This window comes from Pseudomonas sp. SB113 (genome assembly GCF_040754745.1).
Taxonomy (GTDB): Bacteria; Pseudomonadota; Gammaproteobacteria; order Pseudomonadales; family Pseudomonadaceae; genus Aquipseudomonas; species Aquipseudomonas grimontii.
The window spans coordinates 236,289-254,219 of record NZ_JBFMHW010000009.1; the positions used below are offsets into that span (position 1 = coordinate 236,289).

13 protein-coding genes and 3 tRNA genes are annotated in these 17,931 nt (G+C 61.5%); 2 read left to right on the forward strand and 14 right to left on the reverse strand.

What is annotated here, in order from left to right; translation table 11 throughout:
* Positions 1-41: 41 nt before the first annotated feature.
* The 7 genes from AB1462_RS14815 to leuC all read right to left on the reverse strand — a co-directional run bounded on the left by AB1462_RS14815 (position 42) and on the right by leuC (position 9,294).
* A complete protein-coding gene (locus tag AB1462_RS14815) occupies positions 42-2,591 on the reverse strand; it encodes a FimV/HubP family polar landmark protein (RefSeq protein ID WP_367247104.1) in 2,550 nt (849 codons plus the stop codon).
* Between the two features lie 163 nt (positions 2,592-2,754).
* On the reverse strand, positions 2,755-3,765 hold the full coding sequence (locus AB1462_RS14820) for an aspartate-semialdehyde dehydrogenase (protein WP_367247105.1): 1,011 nt from the start codon (positions 3,763-3,765) through the stop codon (positions 2,755-2,757).
* Positions 3,766-4,015: 250 nt separating this feature from the next.
* Positions 4,016-5,128 (reverse strand): aspartate-semialdehyde dehydrogenase, encoded by a 1,113-nt coding sequence (asd, locus tag AB1462_RS14825; protein WP_027604071.1) that lies wholly within the window; start codon positions 5,126-5,128, stop codon positions 4,016-4,018.
* Between the two features lie 64 nt (positions 5,129-5,192).
* On the reverse strand, positions 5,193-6,275 hold the full coding sequence (gene leuB / locus AB1462_RS14830) for a 3-isopropylmalate dehydrogenase (protein WP_017530190.1): 1,083 nt from the start codon (positions 6,273-6,275) through the stop codon (positions 5,193-5,195).
* Between the two features lie 52 nt (positions 6,276-6,327).
* Positions 6,328-7,092, reverse strand: coding sequence for a class I SAM-dependent methyltransferase (locus AB1462_RS14835; RefSeq protein ID WP_367247106.1), 765 nt, complete (start codon positions 7,090-7,092; stop codon positions 6,328-6,330).
* A gap of 128 nt (positions 7,093-7,220) precedes the next feature.
* Entirely contained in the window at positions 7,221-7,865 is a 645-nt protein-coding gene (leuD, locus tag AB1462_RS14840) for a 3-isopropylmalate dehydratase small subunit (RefSeq protein ID WP_315339135.1), read from the reverse strand.
* A gap of 10 nt (positions 7,866-7,875) precedes the next feature.
* Positions 7,876-9,294 (reverse strand): 3-isopropylmalate dehydratase large subunit, encoded by a 1,419-nt coding sequence (leuC, locus tag AB1462_RS14845; protein ID WP_090406677.1) that lies wholly within the window; start codon positions 9,292-9,294, stop codon positions 7,876-7,878.
* A 140-nt stretch (positions 9,295-9,434) separates the two neighbouring features.
* Here leuC and AB1462_RS14850 point away from each other — a divergent pair, with 140 nt between their 5' ends.
* Positions 9,435-10,325 carry a LysR family transcriptional regulator gene (locus AB1462_RS14850; RefSeq protein ID WP_090406680.1) on the forward strand — a complete coding sequence of 297 codons (891 nt, stop codon included), beginning with the start codon at positions 9,435-9,437 and terminating at the stop codon, positions 10,323-10,325.
* 66 nt (positions 10,326-10,391) lie between these two features.
* Entirely contained in the window at positions 10,392-13,670 is a 3,279-nt protein-coding gene (locus tag AB1462_RS14855) for an EAL domain-containing protein (protein WP_367247107.1), read from the forward strand.
* A 630-nt stretch (positions 13,671-14,300) separates the two neighbouring features.
* Here AB1462_RS14855 and AB1462_RS14860 read toward each other — a convergent pair.
* From AB1462_RS14860 to AB1462_RS14890, 7 genes are all read right to left on the reverse strand, one after another.
* A complete protein-coding gene (locus tag AB1462_RS14860; protein WP_259191954.1) occupies positions 14,301-15,323 on the reverse strand; it encodes a tRNA-dihydrouridine synthase in 1,023 nt (340 codons plus the stop codon).
* Positions 15,324-15,378: 55 nt separating this feature from the next.
* Positions 15,379-15,813, reverse strand: coding sequence for a thioesterase family protein (locus tag AB1462_RS14865; protein WP_033901813.1), 435 nt, complete (start codon positions 15,811-15,813; stop codon positions 15,379-15,381).
* A 39-nt stretch (positions 15,814-15,852) separates the two neighbouring features.
* The gene (locus AB1462_RS14870; protein ID WP_259191956.1) at positions 15,853-16,686 is read right to left on the reverse strand and encodes an alpha/beta hydrolase; all 834 of its coding nucleotides are present in this window, start codon (positions 16,684-16,686) and stop codon (positions 15,853-15,855) included.
* A 14-nt stretch (positions 16,687-16,700) separates the two neighbouring features.
* The gene (locus AB1462_RS14875) at positions 16,701-17,240 is read right to left on the reverse strand and encodes a TetR/AcrR family transcriptional regulator (protein WP_367247109.1); all 540 of its coding nucleotides are present in this window, start codon (positions 17,238-17,240) and stop codon (positions 16,701-16,703) included.
* Between the two features lie 182 nt (positions 17,241-17,422).
* Positions 17,423-17,498, reverse strand: a tRNA-Glu gene (locus AB1462_RS14880).
* 79 nt (positions 17,499-17,577) lie between these two features.
* Positions 17,578-17,653: transfer RNA gene (locus tag AB1462_RS14885), tRNA-Ala, on the reverse strand.
* Positions 17,654-17,703: 50 nt separating this feature from the next.
* Positions 17,704-17,779: transfer RNA gene (locus AB1462_RS14890), tRNA-Glu, on the reverse strand.
* Positions 17,780-17,931 lie beyond the last annotated feature (152 nt).

Genomic DNA, 17,931 nt, shown 5'->3' on the forward strand with positions numbered 1-17,931 from the left:
GTTAGGGATTGCCCGCTCCCACACTGGACGTGCATCAACCTTCAGATCTTGCCGAGCATTTCCTTGGCCTCGCCGCGCTGCGCTTCATCACCTTCGGTGAGCACTTCGGAGAGGATGTCCCGCGCGCCGTCGGCATCCCCCATGTCGATATAGGCCTGGGCGAGGTCGAGCTTGGTAGCGACTTCATTAGTGCCGGAGAGGAAGTCGAACTCCGGCTCATCATCGCCCAGCGCCGCGTCTTCAGCGGTAAAGGAGGGTTCGATGGGCGGATTTTCCAGGCTCTGGGACAGGCGATCCAGCTCGGCATTGACATCGTCCAGCTCCGAAGCGAACGCATCAGGCTTGGCGGCGGTTTCTGGCTCGTCCGCCAGGGACAGGTCGAAATCCTCCGGCAAATCGAAGTCATCCAGGGCCGAAGGGGTCAGGGTCGGCGGCTCGACTGCCGACACATCCTTCATCTGATCCTCAAGACCGGAAAGGAAGTCGTCGTCGGATTGTTCGGACGCCGGGTCATTCAGCTGCAGGTCCAGATCGAAGTCCGACAGGTTTTCCTCGCCGGCCTTAGGCGCCGATTGCTGCTCCAGGAGCGCTGCAAACGTCTGCTCGTCGTCCAGGTTGGCCGGGGATGCCGCTTCCAGGTCATCCAGGCTCAGATCGAAATCGGTGTCGAGTGCATCAGGCGCGGTAGCAGGGGCAGCCGGCTTGTCTTCCAGCAAGTCCTTGACGTACTGAGCGTCAAGGGCCGCTGCCGCAACCGCGGCACTGACGCCCGCCGCCAATACGGCCATCGCGGGAAAGCGCGACTTGAGCTGCTCGACCTGGGCATGGTTCTCACCATTGGCCACCAGTTGACGCTCCTGGGTCACGAAACCGTCCTTGTCGCTTTGCAGGCCGTAGACTTCCATCAGCTTCAAACGCAGGTCGCTGCGCTTGGGCTCGTGCTTGATCGCTTGCTCCAGAACATCGGCCGCTTGGTTCAGATGACCACGGTCGATATGGGACTGGGCTTGCACCAGGGCATCGCTGGCGTTTTGCGGGGCCACGGCAGCGGCCAGCGGCGAGAGCACAGAGGCAACCGTCGGAACCGCCACTCCGGGCGCAACCACTGGAGCAGGTACCGGGGCGGCTGCCAGCTTGACGTTAGGCGGCGGCACTTCGAGGCCTTCGAAACTGTCCGACGGCAGGTCCTGTTCGATATTCGAGGTAAATTCCGGCTCTTCAGCCAGCGCCCGCGCCATGCGCAAGTGCTTTTCCTCTTCTCGGCGGGCGTTGCGATGGCGCGCCCACAGCAGCAGGAGCAACAACACCACCAGGCCAGCCGCGCCACCGATAACACCGAGGACAACCGGGTTGGTCAGCAGGTCATTGAACTTGCCTTCCGTGGCATCAGGTGCGGCGACCGGTTTAGCTGCCTCAGGCGCTGGCGGCGTTGGCGCGGCGGCCTGGGCAGCGGGCGCTGCCGGGGCCGCTGCCGGATCGTTTGCCAACTGTGCAGGCATCGCTGCCGTCGCCGGTACGGCCGGGTCAGTTTTTTCTGCCTGCAAACGCGCCAGTTGATCGTTTTTCAGTTGAATCAGCTTTTGCAGTTTATCCAACTGACTTTGCAGATCCGCCGCACGACTCTTGAGTTCTTCGTTATCACGGCGAGTGGTATCCAGTTGCTCCTGGGTCATCGCCAGCTTGTCGCTCAGGGCCTGGCTGTCACCGGCCTTGCCCTTGCCGCCCTTCCTGGCCGCTTCAGCCGAGACCAGGCTCAAATTGTCCTTGGCATTGGTGGTGGACGGTGCGTTGCCGGCCTGACTGCGCTTGGTGGCGTCCAATTGCTGCTGGCCGGCCGCCTGATTGGTGGCCGCGCGCCGCCCTTGGCGCCAGGCGGCATTTTGCGCCGTCACTTCGGCGATTGCTTGAGGCTGCGGCAATGCAGTGCTTTCTACCGTGTCCGGCAGGCGCAGCACCTGGCCGGTTTTCAGTCGGTTGATATTGCTGCCGACAAAGGCGCCGGGGTTGAGTGCCTGGATAGCCAGCATGGTCTGTTGCACCGAGCCACCGTTGCGATACTTCTGCGCAATGTCCCACAAGGTGTCGTGAGGGGTGGTGGTATGCTGCGCCGGCTTGCTCACAGCGGGCGCAGTATTGGCAGGCGCGCTCAAGCGCGGAGCAGGCGCTGTGGTATTCGAAGCAGACTGGTCGAACTTGCTTGGGTCGAGTAACACGCTGTAGTCGCGCATCAAGCGGCCATTGGGCCATTGCACCTGCAGCAGGAAATGTACGTAGGAATCCGGCAACGGCTTGCTGGAGGTGACGCGCACCACGCTGCGACCACTGGGATTGATGACCGGAGTAAACGTCAGGTCATTGAGAAACGCCTGGCGATCGACGCCCGCGTCCACGAACGCCTGGGATGAGGCCAGGCTCGGGGTGATCTCGGACGCCGTGAGGCCACCGACATCGAGCAATTCGATTTCCACCGACAAGGGCTGGTTCAACTTCGACTTGAGGGTCATTTCCCCCAGCTGCAGCGCCTGCGCCATACCGGAGGACAGCGCCGAGGCGGCCGCTATTGCTAACACCAGTTTGCGAACTTGAACCATAGCCTCATCCTTTGTTTGAACACTCCCCGGCCTGCGAGAAGGTTGGTAACCGCTTGCCATAAGGCATGGCGAGCCGATAGGTCACCGACGCGCAACTGTTCCTGCTTGGGGCCAAGCATAGCGCTTGGTTAGAATCAATCTACAAATTGCCGCCAAGTATCTTTTACACAAGGCGTTTTATCAACAACTGCGCCAGTTGCACGGCGTTAAGGGCGGCGCCCTTGCGTACGTTATCTGACGTCAGCCACAGATTTAGTTCAGCCGGGTCGTCCACACCTGCGCGTACCCGACCTACATAAACCACGTCCTGGCCCACGGCATCGCCCACGGCGGTGGGGTAATCACCCTCTTCTACCAGTTCGATACCCGGTGCTGCCTCCAATGCGCGGTTGACGGCGGCAAGATCGACCGCCGCGCCCAATTGCAATGACACAGTCAGGCTATCGCCAAAAAACACCGGGGCTTGAACGCAAGTTGCGGAAATCTTTAGCAAAGGTAATTCCAGTACCGCACGCAGTTCGTGAACCAGGCGCTTTTCCAAGGCTGTATGACCTTGGGCATCGGGTGTGCCGACTTGTGCCAACAGGTTGAAGGCCATTTGCCGATCAAAGAACTTCGGTTCCAGAGGGCGCACGTTCAGAAGCTCTGCGGTCTGACGGGCCAATTCGCTGACGGCTTCGCGGCCTTGCGCAGACACAGCCAGGCTGGCAGTGACGGCGACACGCTGGATATCCAGCAAACCGCGCAACGGCGCCAGTACCACGGCCAGGTTGGTGGCGGACGGGCTCGGGCTGCCGAGCTGGAACGGCTTTTTCAACCCCTTGAGGACGTGGGCATTGGCTTCCGGCACCACCTGAGGTGCCTGCTCGGCGGGCAAGGCTCCCGACAAGTCGATCACTGAGCAACCCGCCGCCGTGGCACGCGGCGCGAAGCTCAGGGTAACCGCCGGTCCTGCGGCGAAGAAAGCCAATTGCGCCTTGCTGAAATCGAATTCGTCGATCTCCTTGACCCGCACGTTCTTGCCGCGAAACGGTACCGAGGCGCCAGCGGAGTTACTGCCCGCCAACAGGTACAGCGTGCCCACCGGGAATTCCAGCTCTTCGAGAATCTGCACCAGGGTTTCACCAACGGTGCCGGTGGCGCCGATCACGGCGATTTCAAAGGTCTGGGTCATGGGAGCTGCCTCGGGCATTGCGGGGGGAGCGGCACTTTACCGGGTGGCTGGGGGTGAGGCAATTAACCTGGGGGCTTGTGGTGTGGCTGATGGCGCTATCGGGGGCAAGCCCCCTCCCACAGTGAACAGCATTTCAACGTTGGAATTCGGTCGAATGTGCGAAGAGGCTTGCCCCCGATAGCGCCCGAAAGAACAACAAAAAACCCGCGCCTGTCACCAGAACGCGGGTTTCTCTTATTGCTTCAAGCGATCAACGCTCCAGCAAAATCCGCAACATGCGACGCAGCGGCTCGGCCGCGCCCCACAGCAGTTGGTCGCCGACGGTGAACGCGCCCAGGTACTGGGTCCCCATGTTCAGCTTGCGCAGACGGCCTACCGGTACGTTCAGGGTGCCGGTGACCTTGGTCGGGCTCAGCTCCTGCATGCTGATATCGCGGTTGTTCGGCACCAGCTTGACCCAGGGGTTGTGCTGGCTGATCAGCCCTTCAATGTCAGCGATCGGCACGTCTTTGTTCAGCTTGATGGTCAGCGCCTGGCTGTGGCAGCGCATGGCGCCGATGCGCACGCAGATGCCATCCACCGGGATCGGGCTCTTGAAACGGCCGAGGATCTTGTTGGTCTCGGCCTGGGCCTTCCACTCTTCGCGGCTCTGGCCGTTCGGCAGCTCCTTGTCGATCCACGGGATCAGGCTGCCGGCCAACGGCACGCCGAAGTTCTCGGTCGGGTAGGCATCGCTGCGCATGGCTTCGGCTACACGGCGATCGATGTCGAGGATCGCGCTGGCCGGGTCGGCCAGTTGATCGGCGACGGCGGCGTGAGTCGCGCCCATCTGCTTGATCAGCTCACGCATGTTCTGCGCGCCGGCACCGGAAGCTGCCTGGTAGGTCATGGCGCTCATCCACTCGACCAGGCCGGCTTCGAACAAGCCGCCCAGGCCCATCAGCATCAGGCTGACGGTGCAGTTGCCGCCGACGTAGTTCTTGGTCCCGGCATCCAGCTGCTGGTCGATGACCTTGCGGTTGACCGGGTCGAGGATGATCACGGCGTCGTCCTGCATGCGCAGGCTCGAGGCGGCGTCGATCCAGTAACCCTGCCAGCCGGCTTCACGCAGCTTGGGGAAGACTTCGCTGGTGTAGTCGCCACCCTGGCAAGTCAGGATCACGTCGAGGGTTTTCAGCTCTTCAATGCTGTAGGCGTCCTTGAGCGGGGCAATATCCTTGCCCACGGACGGCCCTTGGCCACCTACGTTCGAAGTGGTGAAAAACACCGGCTCAATAAGATCGAAATCCTGCTCTTCCAGCATCCGCTGCATGAGCACGGAACCGACCATACCGCGCCAACCGATCAGACCTACACGTTTCATCGCAACTACACCTTGTTAAAAAGTGGGCCGCCTTGCAGCAATAACTGCAAGCGGGCCCGAGAGATTACAGATTCCGCAGCGCGGCGACTACTGCGTCGCCCATTTCTTGCGTACCGACCTTGGTGCAACCCTGCGACCAGATGTCGCCGGTGCGCAAGCCCTGGTCCAGCACCAGGCTTACGGCCTTCTCGATCGCATCCGCCGCGTCGCTCAGGTTGAAGCTGTAGCGCAGCATCATCGAGACCGACAGGATGGTCGCCAGCGGGTTGGCAATGCCCTGGCCCGCGATGTCCGGCGCCGAGCCGTGGCAAGGCTCGTACATGCCCTTGTTGTTGGTGTCCAGGGACGCCGACGGCAGCATGCCGATGGAACCGGTGAGCATCGAGGCCTGGTCGGACAGGATGTCGCCGAACAGGTTGTCGGTGACGATCACGTCGAACTGCTTCGGTGCACGTACCAGTTGCATGGCGGCGTTGTCGACATACATGTGGCTCAGTTCGACGTCCGGGTAGTCCTTGGCCACTTCTTCGACGATTTCGCGCCACAGCTGGCTGGACGCCAGGACGTTGGCCTTGTCCACCGAGCAGACCTTCTTGCCACGCACACGGGCCATGTCGAAACCGACGCGGGCGATACGGCGGATTTCACTCTCGCTGTACGGCAGGGTGTCGTAGGCCTGGCGCTCACCATTCTCCAACTCACGCACGCCGCGTGGCGAGCCAAAGTAGATACCACCGGTCAGTTCACGCACGATCAGGATGTCCAGGCCCGCCACCACTTCCGGCTTGAGGCTCGACGCGTCGGCCAGTTGCGGGTAGAGGATCGCCGGGCGCAGGTTGCCGAACAGGCCCAGCTGTGCGCGGATTTTCAGCAGGCCGCGCTCAGGGCGGATATCACGCTCGATCTTGTCCCACTTCGGACCACCCACGGCGCCCAGCAGCACGGCATCGGCGGCGCGGGCGCGGTCCAGGGTTTCGTCGGCCAGGGGCACGCCGTGCTTGTCGATGGCGGCGCCGCCGATCACGTCGTGGCTCAATTCGAAGCCCAGGCTGTACTTGCTGTTGGCGAGTTCCAGGACCTTGACCGCTTCGGCCATGATTTCCGGACCAATACCGTCGCCAGGGAGAATCAGAATCTGCTTGCTCATGGGTTCCTCATTTCATCGAGCGACCTGCCCACGGGCAGGTCGGGAAAATTAATCAGCGTTCGGCCCATACCACCAGCACGTCGGTGCTGAAGGTGCCGTCGGCCTGAATCTCGTAGTAATCGCGCACTTCCTGGCCCATCGCCTGCTGCAGCTCCAGGATCGCGGCGCGCAACGCTTGCGGTGTGCGCATGCGTTCGACCCACGAGGTGTATTCCAGGCGCAAGCGCTGGCGGCTGCTGTTGCGTACATGTAAACCGGCTTCGCTGAGCTGGCGCATCCACTCGGCGGCGGAGTAGTCACGCACGTGGCTGGTGTCGCGCAGCACTTCGACGGTTTGCAGGTAAGTGTCCAACAGCGGGCTGCCCGGTGACAAGACATCCACAAACGCCGCCACGCCGCCCGGCTTGAGCACGCGGCGCACTTCGCGCAGGGCCAGGCCGAGGTCGCTCCAATGGTGCGCCGAATAACGGCTGAACACGAAGTCGAATTCGCCATCGGCAAACGGCAGGCGCTCGGCGGCGCCGTTTACGGTGCTGATGTTGGTGAGACCGCGATCTTGCGCAGCGGCGGCCACCACATCGAGCATCTGCTGGGATAGATCGTAGGCCACCACTTCCTTGACCAATGGCGCCACATGGAAACTCACATGACCGGCACCGCAGCCCAGGTCCAGCAGTCGTGCACCGCCCTGCCCGGCCAGTTCGGCCTGGAGCAGCGCGAATTCGGTGCCTTGGGCGTGCACGGCACTGCTCAGGTAGGCAGACGCCTGTTCGCCGAATTGTTTTTGCACGACTTGGGTGTGGGCGGTGCTGGTCATGGTGTTTCCCCTGGATGTGTGTTGTTAACACTGGCCTCATCGGGGGCAAGCCCCCTCCCACATTTGGAATGCGTTCCCCCTGTGAGAGGGGGCTTGCCCCCGATGGCGGCGGTCCTGCCTACATCAATTTAGACGTCACGAAACAACCACGGCTGGCTCGCCCGGTGCCTGGCTTCAAACGCGGCAATCGCATCGCCGTCCTGCAGGGTCAGGCCAATATCGTCCAGGCCGTTGATCAGGCAGTGCTTGCGGAAGGCATCCACTTCAAAGTGGTACACCTTGCCGTCCGGGCGGGTCACGGTTTGCGCGGCCAGGTCGATGGTCAGTTGGTAACCCACATCAGCTTCCACCGCCTTGAACAGCTCATCCACTTCCGCATCGCTCAAGATGATCGGCAACAGGCCGTTCTTGAAGCTGTTGTTGAAGAAGATGTCGGCATAGCTCGGCGCGATGATGCTGCGAAAGCCATATTCTTCCAGGGCCCACGGCGCATGCTCGCGGCTGGAGCCGCAACCGAAGTTTTCCCGGGCCAGCAACACGCTGGCACCTTGGTAGCGCTCGGCGTTAAGCACGAAGTCCTTGTTCAGCGGGCGCTTGGAGTTGTCCTGGTAGGCGTAGCCCACGTCCAGGTAGCGCCACTCGTCGAACAGGTTGGGGCCGAAACCGGTGCGCTTGATCGACTTCAAGAACTGCTTGGGAATGATCTGGTCAGTGTCGACGTTGGCACGGTCCAACGGCGCGACCAAACCGGTGTGTTGGGTAAAAGCTCTCATCGGGTTTTCCTCAGATCAATTCGCGAACGTCGATGAAACGACCGTTGACGGCAGCGGCGGCGGCCATGGCCGGGCTCACCAAGTGGGTACGGCCACCGGCGCCCTGACGCCCCTCGAAGTTACGGTTGGAGGTCGACGCGCAATGCTCGCCCGACTCCAGGCGGTCCGGGTTCATCGCCAGGCACATCGAGCAGCCCGGTTCACGCCATTCAAAACCGGCCTCAAGGAAGATCTTGTCCAGGCCTTCGGCTTCAGCCTGGGCTTTAACCAGGCCCGAACCTGGCACCACGATGGCCTGCTTGATGGTCGAGGCGACTTTGCGGCCCTTGGCGATCACCGCCGCCGCGCGCAGGTCTTCGATCCGCGAGTTGGTGCAGGAACCGATAAACACGCGATCCAACTGGATGTCGGTGATCGCCTGGTTGGCTTTCAAGCCCATGTACTTCAAGGCGCGCTCGATGGAACCGCGCTTGACCAGGTCGGCCTCCTGCGCCGGGTCCGGCACGTTCTGGTCGACGGCCAGGACCATTTCCGGCGAAGTGCCCCAGCTGACTTGCGGCTTGATCTGGGCAGCGTCGAGCTCTACCACGGTGTCGAACACCGCATCGGCGTCGGACACCAGGTCTTTCCAGGCTTCAACCGCTGCGTCCCAATCGGCGCCCGCCGGTGCGAAAGGACGGCCTTTTACGTATTCAACGGTTTTCTCGTCCGCCGCCACCATGCCGACGCGGGCACCGGCTTCGATGGACATGTTGCAGATGGTCATGCGGCCTTCGATGGACAGGTCGCGAATGGCGCTGCCGGCGAACTCGATGGCATGGCCGTTACCGCCGGCGGTGCCGATCTTGCCGATCACGGCGAGCACGATGTCCTTGGCGGTCACGCCAAACGGCAATTGGCCTTCGACGCGTACCAGCATGTTCTTCATCTTTTTGGCGACCAGGCACTGGGTGGCGAACACGTGCTCCACCTCCGAGGTGCCGATGCCGTGCGCCAGGGCGCCGAACGCGCCGTGGGTGGAGGTGTGGGAGTCGCCGCAGACCACGGTCATGCCCGGCAAGGTCGCGCCCTGCTCCGGGCCGATCACGTGCACGATGCCTTGACGCACGTCATTCATCTTGAATTCGGTGATGCCATATTCATCGCAATAGTCGTCGAGGGTCTGTACCTGCAAACGCGACACGGTGTCGACAATGGCGTCAATCCCGCCCTTGCGCTCCGGGGTGGTCGGTACGTTGTGGTCCGGGGTGGCGATGATCGAGTCGACGCGCCAAGGCTTGCGCCCGGCCAGCCGCAGGCCTTCGAACGCTTGTGGCGAGGTCACTTCATGGATGATGTGACGGTCGATATAGATCAGCGACGAGCCATCGTCGCGCCGTTTCACTTCATGGGAATCCCAAAGCTTGTCGTAAAGCGTTTTGCCGGCCATCAGTCGGTCCTCATCAGCGGTGTTTCTATGCGCCGGGCTTTTCAATAACCCTTTGGCTTGTGAGGCTGATGGTATGGCGCTACATTAAATAACTCAAATTCATATTTTTTATGCTTTGGATTACCAACTGGAATACCACCATGGACCTGGCCAACCTCAATGCCTTTATTGCCATCGCCGAGACCGGCAGCTTCTCCGGCGCCGGCGAACGCCTGCACCTGACCCAACCGGCCATCAGCAAGCGTATCGCCGGCCTGGAACAGCAATTGAAGGTGCGCCTGTTTGATCGCCTGGGCCGTGAAGTCGGCTTGACCGAAGCCGGCCGGGCCTTGCTGCCGCGCGCTTATCAGATTCTCAACGTGCTGGACGACACCCGCCGCGCCCTCACCAACCTCACCGGAGAAGTCAGCGGTCGCCTCACTTTGGCCACCAGCCACCATATTGGCCTGCATCGTCTGCCACCGATCCTGCGCACCTTCACCCGGGAATACCCGAACGTAGCCCTGGACATCCAGTTTCTCGATTCGGAAGTGGCCTACGAAGAAATCCTCCACGGCCGCGCCGAAGTGGCAGTGATCACCCTGGCGCCCGATCCTCATCACCTGGTAAGCGCCACCCCGGTGTGGGACGACCCGCTGGATTTCGTGGTGGCGCCGGAGCACAGCCTCACCGGCAACCGCGACGTCAGCCTGACCGATATTGCCGGCCACCCGGCGGTTTTCCCTGGCGGTAATACCTTTACCCACCATATTGTCAGCCGACTGTTCGAGGCCCAGGGCCTTACGCCGAACATCGCGATGAGTACCAACTACCTGGAAACCATCAAGATGATGGTCTCCATCGGCTTGGCCTGGAGCGTCCTGCCGCGCACCATGCTCGATGATCAGGTGGCGAGTATCGCTTTGCCGGGCATACAACTCAGTCGCCAGCTAGGCTATATCGTGCACACCGAAAGGACGCTGTCGAATGCTGCGCGGGCTTTCATGAGCCTATTGGATGCACAGGTGGATCTGCCAGTGATACCGGTATGACGCCGTGCGGCCTCGGGTTCTGAGTCAACCCGCGCTGTTTGCCCATCGAGCCAAGGCCCTTTGATAATGCGCAACCCCGTCGACCCTGTGCCACCCCTGCCCCGTATTTACGCCCTGGACCCTCAACAGGCGGAACAACGCTGGGAGAGCGCGCCACAACTGCTGGCAGCCCTTAATGCTGCGCGGCTGGGCGCATGGTGCTGGGAAATCGACACGGGCCGTATCAGCTGGTCACGGGGCACCCAGGCACTGTTCGGCTTCGACCCGCGCCAGCCGCTGCCCAAGGACCTGGATTACCTCGACCTGCTGGCGCCGTCGGATCGATCCAGGGTGGTGCGGGCCTTTCATGCGGTGCTGGCCGGCGAGCCGTTCGAGCAGGCCATGCACCATCACATCCAATGGCCGGACGGCACTCATCACTGGCTGGAGATCAATGGCAGCCTGGCACCGGACAAGGCCGGCCGGCGCCGCATGATCGGCGTGATCCGCGAAACCACGCGCCAGCGCGAGCGAGAGCACGCCCTCAGCCATTCCGAAAAACGCTTCGCCACCTTGTTTCACCTGTGCCCGAACATGGTGTTGTTGACCCGCCAGTCCGACGGCCTGATCAGTGAAGCCAACCAGTATTTCGAGATGCTCTTCGGCTGGCCGGTGGCCGATGCCATCGGCCGCACCACCCTGGACCTGGGCCTGTGGCGACACCCCGAACAACGCGCGCAACTGGTCCAGGCCACCCAGCGCAAGGGTGAGCCCATCACCATGGAAGTGCAGTTCTGCGCCAGCAACGGCCAGATCCACGATGGCACCCTCAGTGCACAAAAGGTCGAACTGGAGGGCGAGGCTTATTTGCTCAGCACCTTTCTCGACACCACCGAGCGCAAAAACGCCGAAAATGCCCTCAAGGACAGCCAGGAGCGCCTGGACCTGGCCCTGGACTCGGCGCAACTGGGCACCTGGGACTGGCATATCCCCACCGGCTTGCTCTACGGCTCGGCCCGCGCCGCGCAACTGCACGGCCTGCCCCCCGAGCCCTTTCATGAATCCTTCGAGGCGTTTTTCGAGGGCATGCCCACGCAAGAACGCGAGAACATGCGTAACGCCTATCGCACCCTGCGCGAAGGCCCGGCCGGCAATTATCAACTGACTTACCGTGTGCAACTGGAAGACGGCAGCTCGCGCTACCTGGAAAGCCGCGCCCGCCTCTACCGCGATGAACAAGGGGCGCCGCTGCGCATGGCCGGCACCCTGCTGGACATCACCGACCAGGTGGAGCGCGAACAACGCCTGACCGCCTCCGAAGAAAAGTTCGCCAGCCTGTTCCAGGCCAGCCCCGACCCCATCTGCGTCACCTGCCTGGACAGCGGCGCGTTCATCGAAATCAACCCCGCCTTTACCCAGGTCTTTGGCTGGACGGCGGCCGAGGTGATCGACAAGAGCGCCGAGCAGATCGGCCTGTGGGACGAGTCAAGCAAGCGCCTGCAGCGTATCGAACAGGTGATTCGCGATCAGGCGCTGAGCAATGTGGCCATCGTGGTGCACCACAAGAACGGCCAGACCCTGACCTGCATGATTTCCAGCCGACTGATCAAGGTGGGCGACCAGCCGTGCATCGTCACCACGTTGCGCGACATCACCCAGCAACAACGCTCGGAGGCCGCGCTGAAGGCCAGCGAGGAGAAGTTCGCCAAGGCCTTCCATTCCAGCCCTGACGCCATATCCATCACCGAGCGCGATACCGGCCGTTACGTGGAGGTCAACGACGGCTTCTGCCGCCTTACCGGCTATCGCGCCGAAGAAGCCATCGGCCTGACGCTGTACCAGATCGGCATCTGGGCCGATGAAAACCAGCGCGCGGCCTTATTGGCCGAATTGCAGATCAAGGGGCGCATCCATCACCTGGAAATGCTCTGGTGCAACAAGCGCGGCGACGTATTGGCGGTGGAGGTGTCGGTCGAACCGATCACCCTCAATGAAACCCCGTGCCTGCTCCTGACCGCACGGGACGTGAGCCTGCTGAAAAACGCCCAGGCGCAGATTCGTCACCTGGCGTATCACGACCCGCTGACCAACCTGCCTAACCGTGCGCTGCTGATGGATCGCCTGAGCCAACAGATTGCCTTGCTCAAGCGCCATAACCTGCGCGGCGCCCTGCTGTTTCTTGACCTCGACCATTTCAAGCACATCAACGATTCCCTCGGCCACCCGGTGGGCGACACCGTGCTGAAAATCGTCACGGCGCGCCTGGAAGCCAGCGTGCGCATGGAGGACACGGTCGCGCGCCTGGGCGGCGACGAATTCGTGGTGCTGCTCAGCGGCCTGGACGGCACGCGCCCGCAAGTCAGCGCCCAGGTGCAGGAACTGGCCGATACCCTGCGCGAATTGCTGTCGGAGCCGATGTTCCTCGATGGCCATCGCCTGCAGGTCACGCCGAGCATCGGCGTGGCATTGATTCCAGACCATGGCACGACCCCGGCGGACCTGCTAAAGCGCGCCGACATCGCGCTGTACCGGGCCAAGGACTCGGGGCGCAACACCACGCAGATGTTCCACAACAGCATGCAAAAGGCCGCCAGCGAGCGCCTACGCATGGAAACCGACCTGCGCCTGGCCCTGTCACGCGGCGAGTTCAGCGTGCATTACCAACCCCAGGTGGATGCGCGCGGCAACAAGATCGTCGGCGCCGAGGCCCTGGTGCGCTGGCAGCATCCGCAGTTGGGCGCGCAGTCGCCGTCCGAATTCATCAAGGTTCTGGAGGACAGCGGCCTGATCCTCGAAGTCGGTACCTGGATCCTCGATGAGGCCTGCGCCGCCTTTGCACAGCTGATTGCTGAAGGCCTGGTGGACCCGCTGAACTTCAGCCTGTGCGTCAACATCAGCCCCCGGCAGTTTCGTCAGAACGACTTTGTGGAACGGGTGGAGCGCAGCCTCAAGCGGCATCAGCTGCCCTACAACCTGCTGAAGTTGGAAATCACCGAAGGTATCGTGATTCAGAACCTCGACGACACCGTGGCCAAGATGCGCCGCCTGAAAAAGCTCGGCGTCAGTTTTGCCATGGATGACTTCGGCACCGGCTACTCATCGCTGACCTACCTCAAGCGCCTGCCGGTGGATGCGCTGAAAATCGATCAATCGTTTGTGCGTGATGCGACTCATGATCCGAACGATGCGGAGATCATCCGGGCGATTGTGGCCATGGCGCGTAGCTTGAATCTAGAGGTCATTGCCGAAGGGGTGGAAACAGCGGAACAGTTGGCGTTTTTGCAGGGATTGGGCTGCCATTTGTATCAGGGGTATTTGCACAGCAGGCCGCTGCCGCAGGATCAGTTTAAACAACTGCTGGGGTAATTGGCGGCCACCCAATCATGGGCGGGTGGCCGCTTATTCAACAACTAAAAAATATAGAGCGACACGATGGCTTCACCGTGCAAGCACATCAGCACTCAGAACAATCCCTTAAACGGGTTGAGATTGCTGAAAAAGCTGGCAATACCGCTAATGGCACTCGTAATCGGTTTGAAGATGTTGCTAAGAGCATTGCCAATACCGCCAAAAAGCTTACTTAGGAAGCCACCCTTTTTTGCAGGCTGTGGCAGAACCGCATTGCAGAGCGGTTGGGGGCGGCAGGACCGTTGTGGGTGGCAGTGATCGAAATGAAATCTACCGTCAGCCCGCCTTGGCGCTGCCGAGTGCATCAAGTCCAAATTTCGGTCGTATGCCTGAGGCGACGGTGTTGAGCGCGAGGAAAACAGGCTAATAATGCTACCAAACATGAGTGTTGCTCCTATGAAGTTGGCCAACTTATAAAAAGTAAAACTCCCCTTAACCAAGTCAGTTAATGAAATTTTTACTTACCCTCAGTGACCGATAGCTTCTCGGAGGTTCCGGCGCCCCATGTAACAACGAAATACAAACCACAAAAAAGGGCGCCTCATGCGCCTAGGTACCCTTGCTCGCGAAAAATCCAAAGACACCGCGTTAAATCAGGATGCCTGCGTTGTCGTTGACGTCCTTCGCGAGCAAGCTCGCTCCTACAGAAGGCAAAGCCGCTTCGGGATGAACCATGCCGAGCAGTCGGCTGACTTGCTGCAGGTCAGTCTCACGACGCATGGCGGTAAACAACTCCACCGCCTCCGGATAATTGCGGGTCAGCATTGCCAGCCACTGCTTCAAACGACCCGGCGCCTGGCGCTCAGTCAACTGCGCCACCGATTGCGTCCAGAACGCCTGAAGCATCGGCTGCATCTGTGCCCAGCTCATCTCCACCACCTCTTCGCCCGCGCGGGCGGCAGCAATTTGCCGGGCGAGATCAGGGCGCGATACCAGGCCACGGCCCAACATGATGTCCTCGACGCCACTGATTTCGCGGCAACGCCGCCAGTCTTCGACGCTCCAGATATCCCCGTTGGCGAACACCGGCACCTTGACCACCTCCTGCACGCGCGGGATCCACTCCCAATGGGCTGGCGGCTTGTAACCGTCCGTCTTGGTCCGCGCATGCACCACGATATGCGCCGCGCCGCCTTCGGCCAAAGCCGTGGCACACACCAGCGCGCCATCCGGGCTGTCGAAGCCCAGGCGCATCTTGGCGGTCACCGGGATATGGGCCGGCACGGCGCGGCGTACGTGTTCGACGATCTGGTTGAGCAGCTCCGGCTCCTTGAGCAGCACCGCACCGCCACGGGATTTATTGACGGTCTTGGCCGGGCAGCCAAAGTTCAGGTCGATCACCTCGGAGCCCAGCTCGCAGGCCAGGGCGGCGTTTTCCGCCAGGCACACCGGGTCGGAGCCAAGCAGTTGCACGCGCAACGGCACGCCGGCCGCAGTGTGGGCACCGTGCAGCAGTTCCGGGGCGAGCTTGTGGAAATACGCCGGGGTGAGCAGGCGGTCGTTGACACGGATGAACTCGGTTACGCACCAGTCGATACCGCCCACGCGGGTCAGCACGTCCCGCAGGATGTTGTCGACCAACCCCTCCATGGGCGCCAAAGCAATTTGCATGGAAAACACTCAACAAAAATCGTGGCGCAGTTTACTGGGTTTCCCACGGCAACCGTTAACCCCCTGTCAGGGCCGGACCATAACCGTCGAGAAACTCCGCCGGCATGCGTTTGGGCTTGCCGGTGGACAGTTCGATGCAGACAAAGGTGGTTTGCGCACGCAGCAAGGTAGCACCGTCACGCGGGCGTACCAGTTGAAAGCGACGGGTCATTTTCAGGCGCTGGTCCCAGTCGACGATCCAGGTGGCCAGCTGCAGCTCATCGCCTTCGTAGCCCGCCGCCAGGTAATCGATTTCATGGCGCACCACCGCCATGGCGCGGTCCAGGCGACGGTACTCGGTGAGGTCCAGCCCCAGGCGCTGGGAATGGCGCCAGGCGCAGCGTTCCAGCCAGGACACGTACACCGCGTTATTGGCGTGCCCCAGACCGTCGATGTCTTCAGGGGCGACCTGCAGATCGATGATAAACGGCGTTGCCAAATCCCAGCCCATGCCTTGCTCCCAGTCGATTAATGTCGGCGGGGCAGTGTATCAGGCGGTTTGCCGGTCCTGTAAACGACGACCGGCCAACAGCGTCAGCACACCCTCGATCACTCGGGGGTCGGCCAGCACTTTCTGGTGCCCGCCCTGCTCCAGGCGCAGCAGACGGCTGTCGAACCAGGCGTCGTGGATGGCTTGAGACGCCTTGACCGGAACGAAGGTATCGTCTTCGGCGTGCACGACCAGCCCGGGGATATTCATCTGGTAATGCGCCACATCCAAGTGCTTGAGCGGCATTCCGAACGTCAACTCCACCTCCTGGATAAATGCCGAGCGTGCGCGCGCCGGCAGACCGACCATCGTGGTAAAACCGCGCAGCACATCCAAAAAGCGTGACGGGGCGGCGATGCTCACCAACGCTTCGGTACGCAATCCCAACTGCACCGCCAGCATCGCACTGGCGCCGCCCATGGAATGGCCGATCACAGCGTGCAGCGGCGGTAATTCGGCAGCCGCCTCCAACATGGCTCGGGCGAAGAGCAGCACATGGGCTTCACGCCCCGGCGAGTGGCCATGGGCAGGTCCGTCCAGGGCAATCACGGAATAACCGTTGTCTATCAACGCGGTGATCAAGCTGGCGAACTGGGTTGGCCGACCTTCCCAGCCGTGCATCAACAACACCGCAGGGCCTTGGCCCCAGCGCAGCGCCGACAGGCCGAAACGCAAGGTGATGCGTTCCGATTGCGCCAGCAGCGGCAGTTCCCAGTCACGTGGCGGCAGGTCGCGCGGCGTCATGAAGGCACGACGCATCTTGTTGGCGACCGTTTGCGGTGCCAGGTGCCCCAGCGTGCCGTTGAAGCGACGAATCCAGGTTAACGTGCCCATCCCTGCCCCCTCTTCTAACGCACAGCCGACTTGGCAGCGCGTAACACTCGGTCCGACAACTCGCCCGCCCCCAGGGCGCGTGCCAATGCCAGCCCACCGATCATCAACGCCATATCAGCCAAGGCTTTGTCGGTGTCTTCGGGACTGGCGGCGAGCTGGGCAGCCATCAGTTCCACATGCTCGTTCAGCGCATCGCGAAAGGCATCCGGCAGCCGCGCCATCTCGCCCACGGTGGCCGGGATCGGGCACGCTTGCGCCGTTGAGTCGCGGTGCTTGCGCGACAGATAAAACGCCGCCACCAGACCTCTGCGCTCCTCTCCCGTAAGCTGTGCATCCATATCGTCGATAGATGCACGCCGCCGCGCCAACAACTGGCTGAACGCCTCCAGCATCAACGCGTCCTTGCTTTCAAAGTGCGCGTAGAAACCACCGACGGTCAGCCCCGCCGCGCCCATGACTTCACCCACGCTCGGCTCAACCGGGCCACGCTGGACCAACGCGGCGCTGGCGGCTTGCAGAATACGTTCGCGGGTTTGCGCTTTTTTATCGTTCATCGTTGCCTCCGTCCTTCATGGGTTGAATATTATTACCATAATAATATTTCGCAAGCGACAGGCATGACCACTGGTCAGAACAGAAGAATGGAATAGAGGAGAGAATTGGCCAAACGCCAGACAAACAAAAGGGCCATTCAATAATTGAATGACCCTTAAAAATCCCGCAGAGCGGGTAATCGTGGCGTCCCCTAGGGGACTCGAACCCCTGTTACCGCCGTGAAAGGGCGGTGTCCTAGGCCACTAGACGAAGGGGACACAAACCTTCTGTACAGCTGATCAGTGCTGAGACCTGATCAATTCAAGGACGGTGTGGCCAGACCTTGAACCTGCAAATTGGTGGAGCTAAACGGGATCGAACCGTTGACCTCTTGCATGCCATGCAAGCGCTCTCCCAGCTGAGCTATAGCCCCGGATTTTTCGCCTCGCGGCGCAGCAGACCTTTCGAACTGCTTGTTGAAACTGGCGTCCCCTAGGGGACTCGAACCCCTGTTACCGCCGTGAAAGGGCGGTGTCCTAGGCCACTAGACGAAGGGGACAAAACCTTCTGTACATCTGATCAGAGCTGAGACCTGATCAATTCAAGGACGGTGTGGCCAGACCTTGAACCTGCAAATTGGTGGAGCTAAACGGGATCGAACCGTTGACCTCTTGCATGCCATGCAAGCGCTCTCCCAGCTGAGCTATAGCC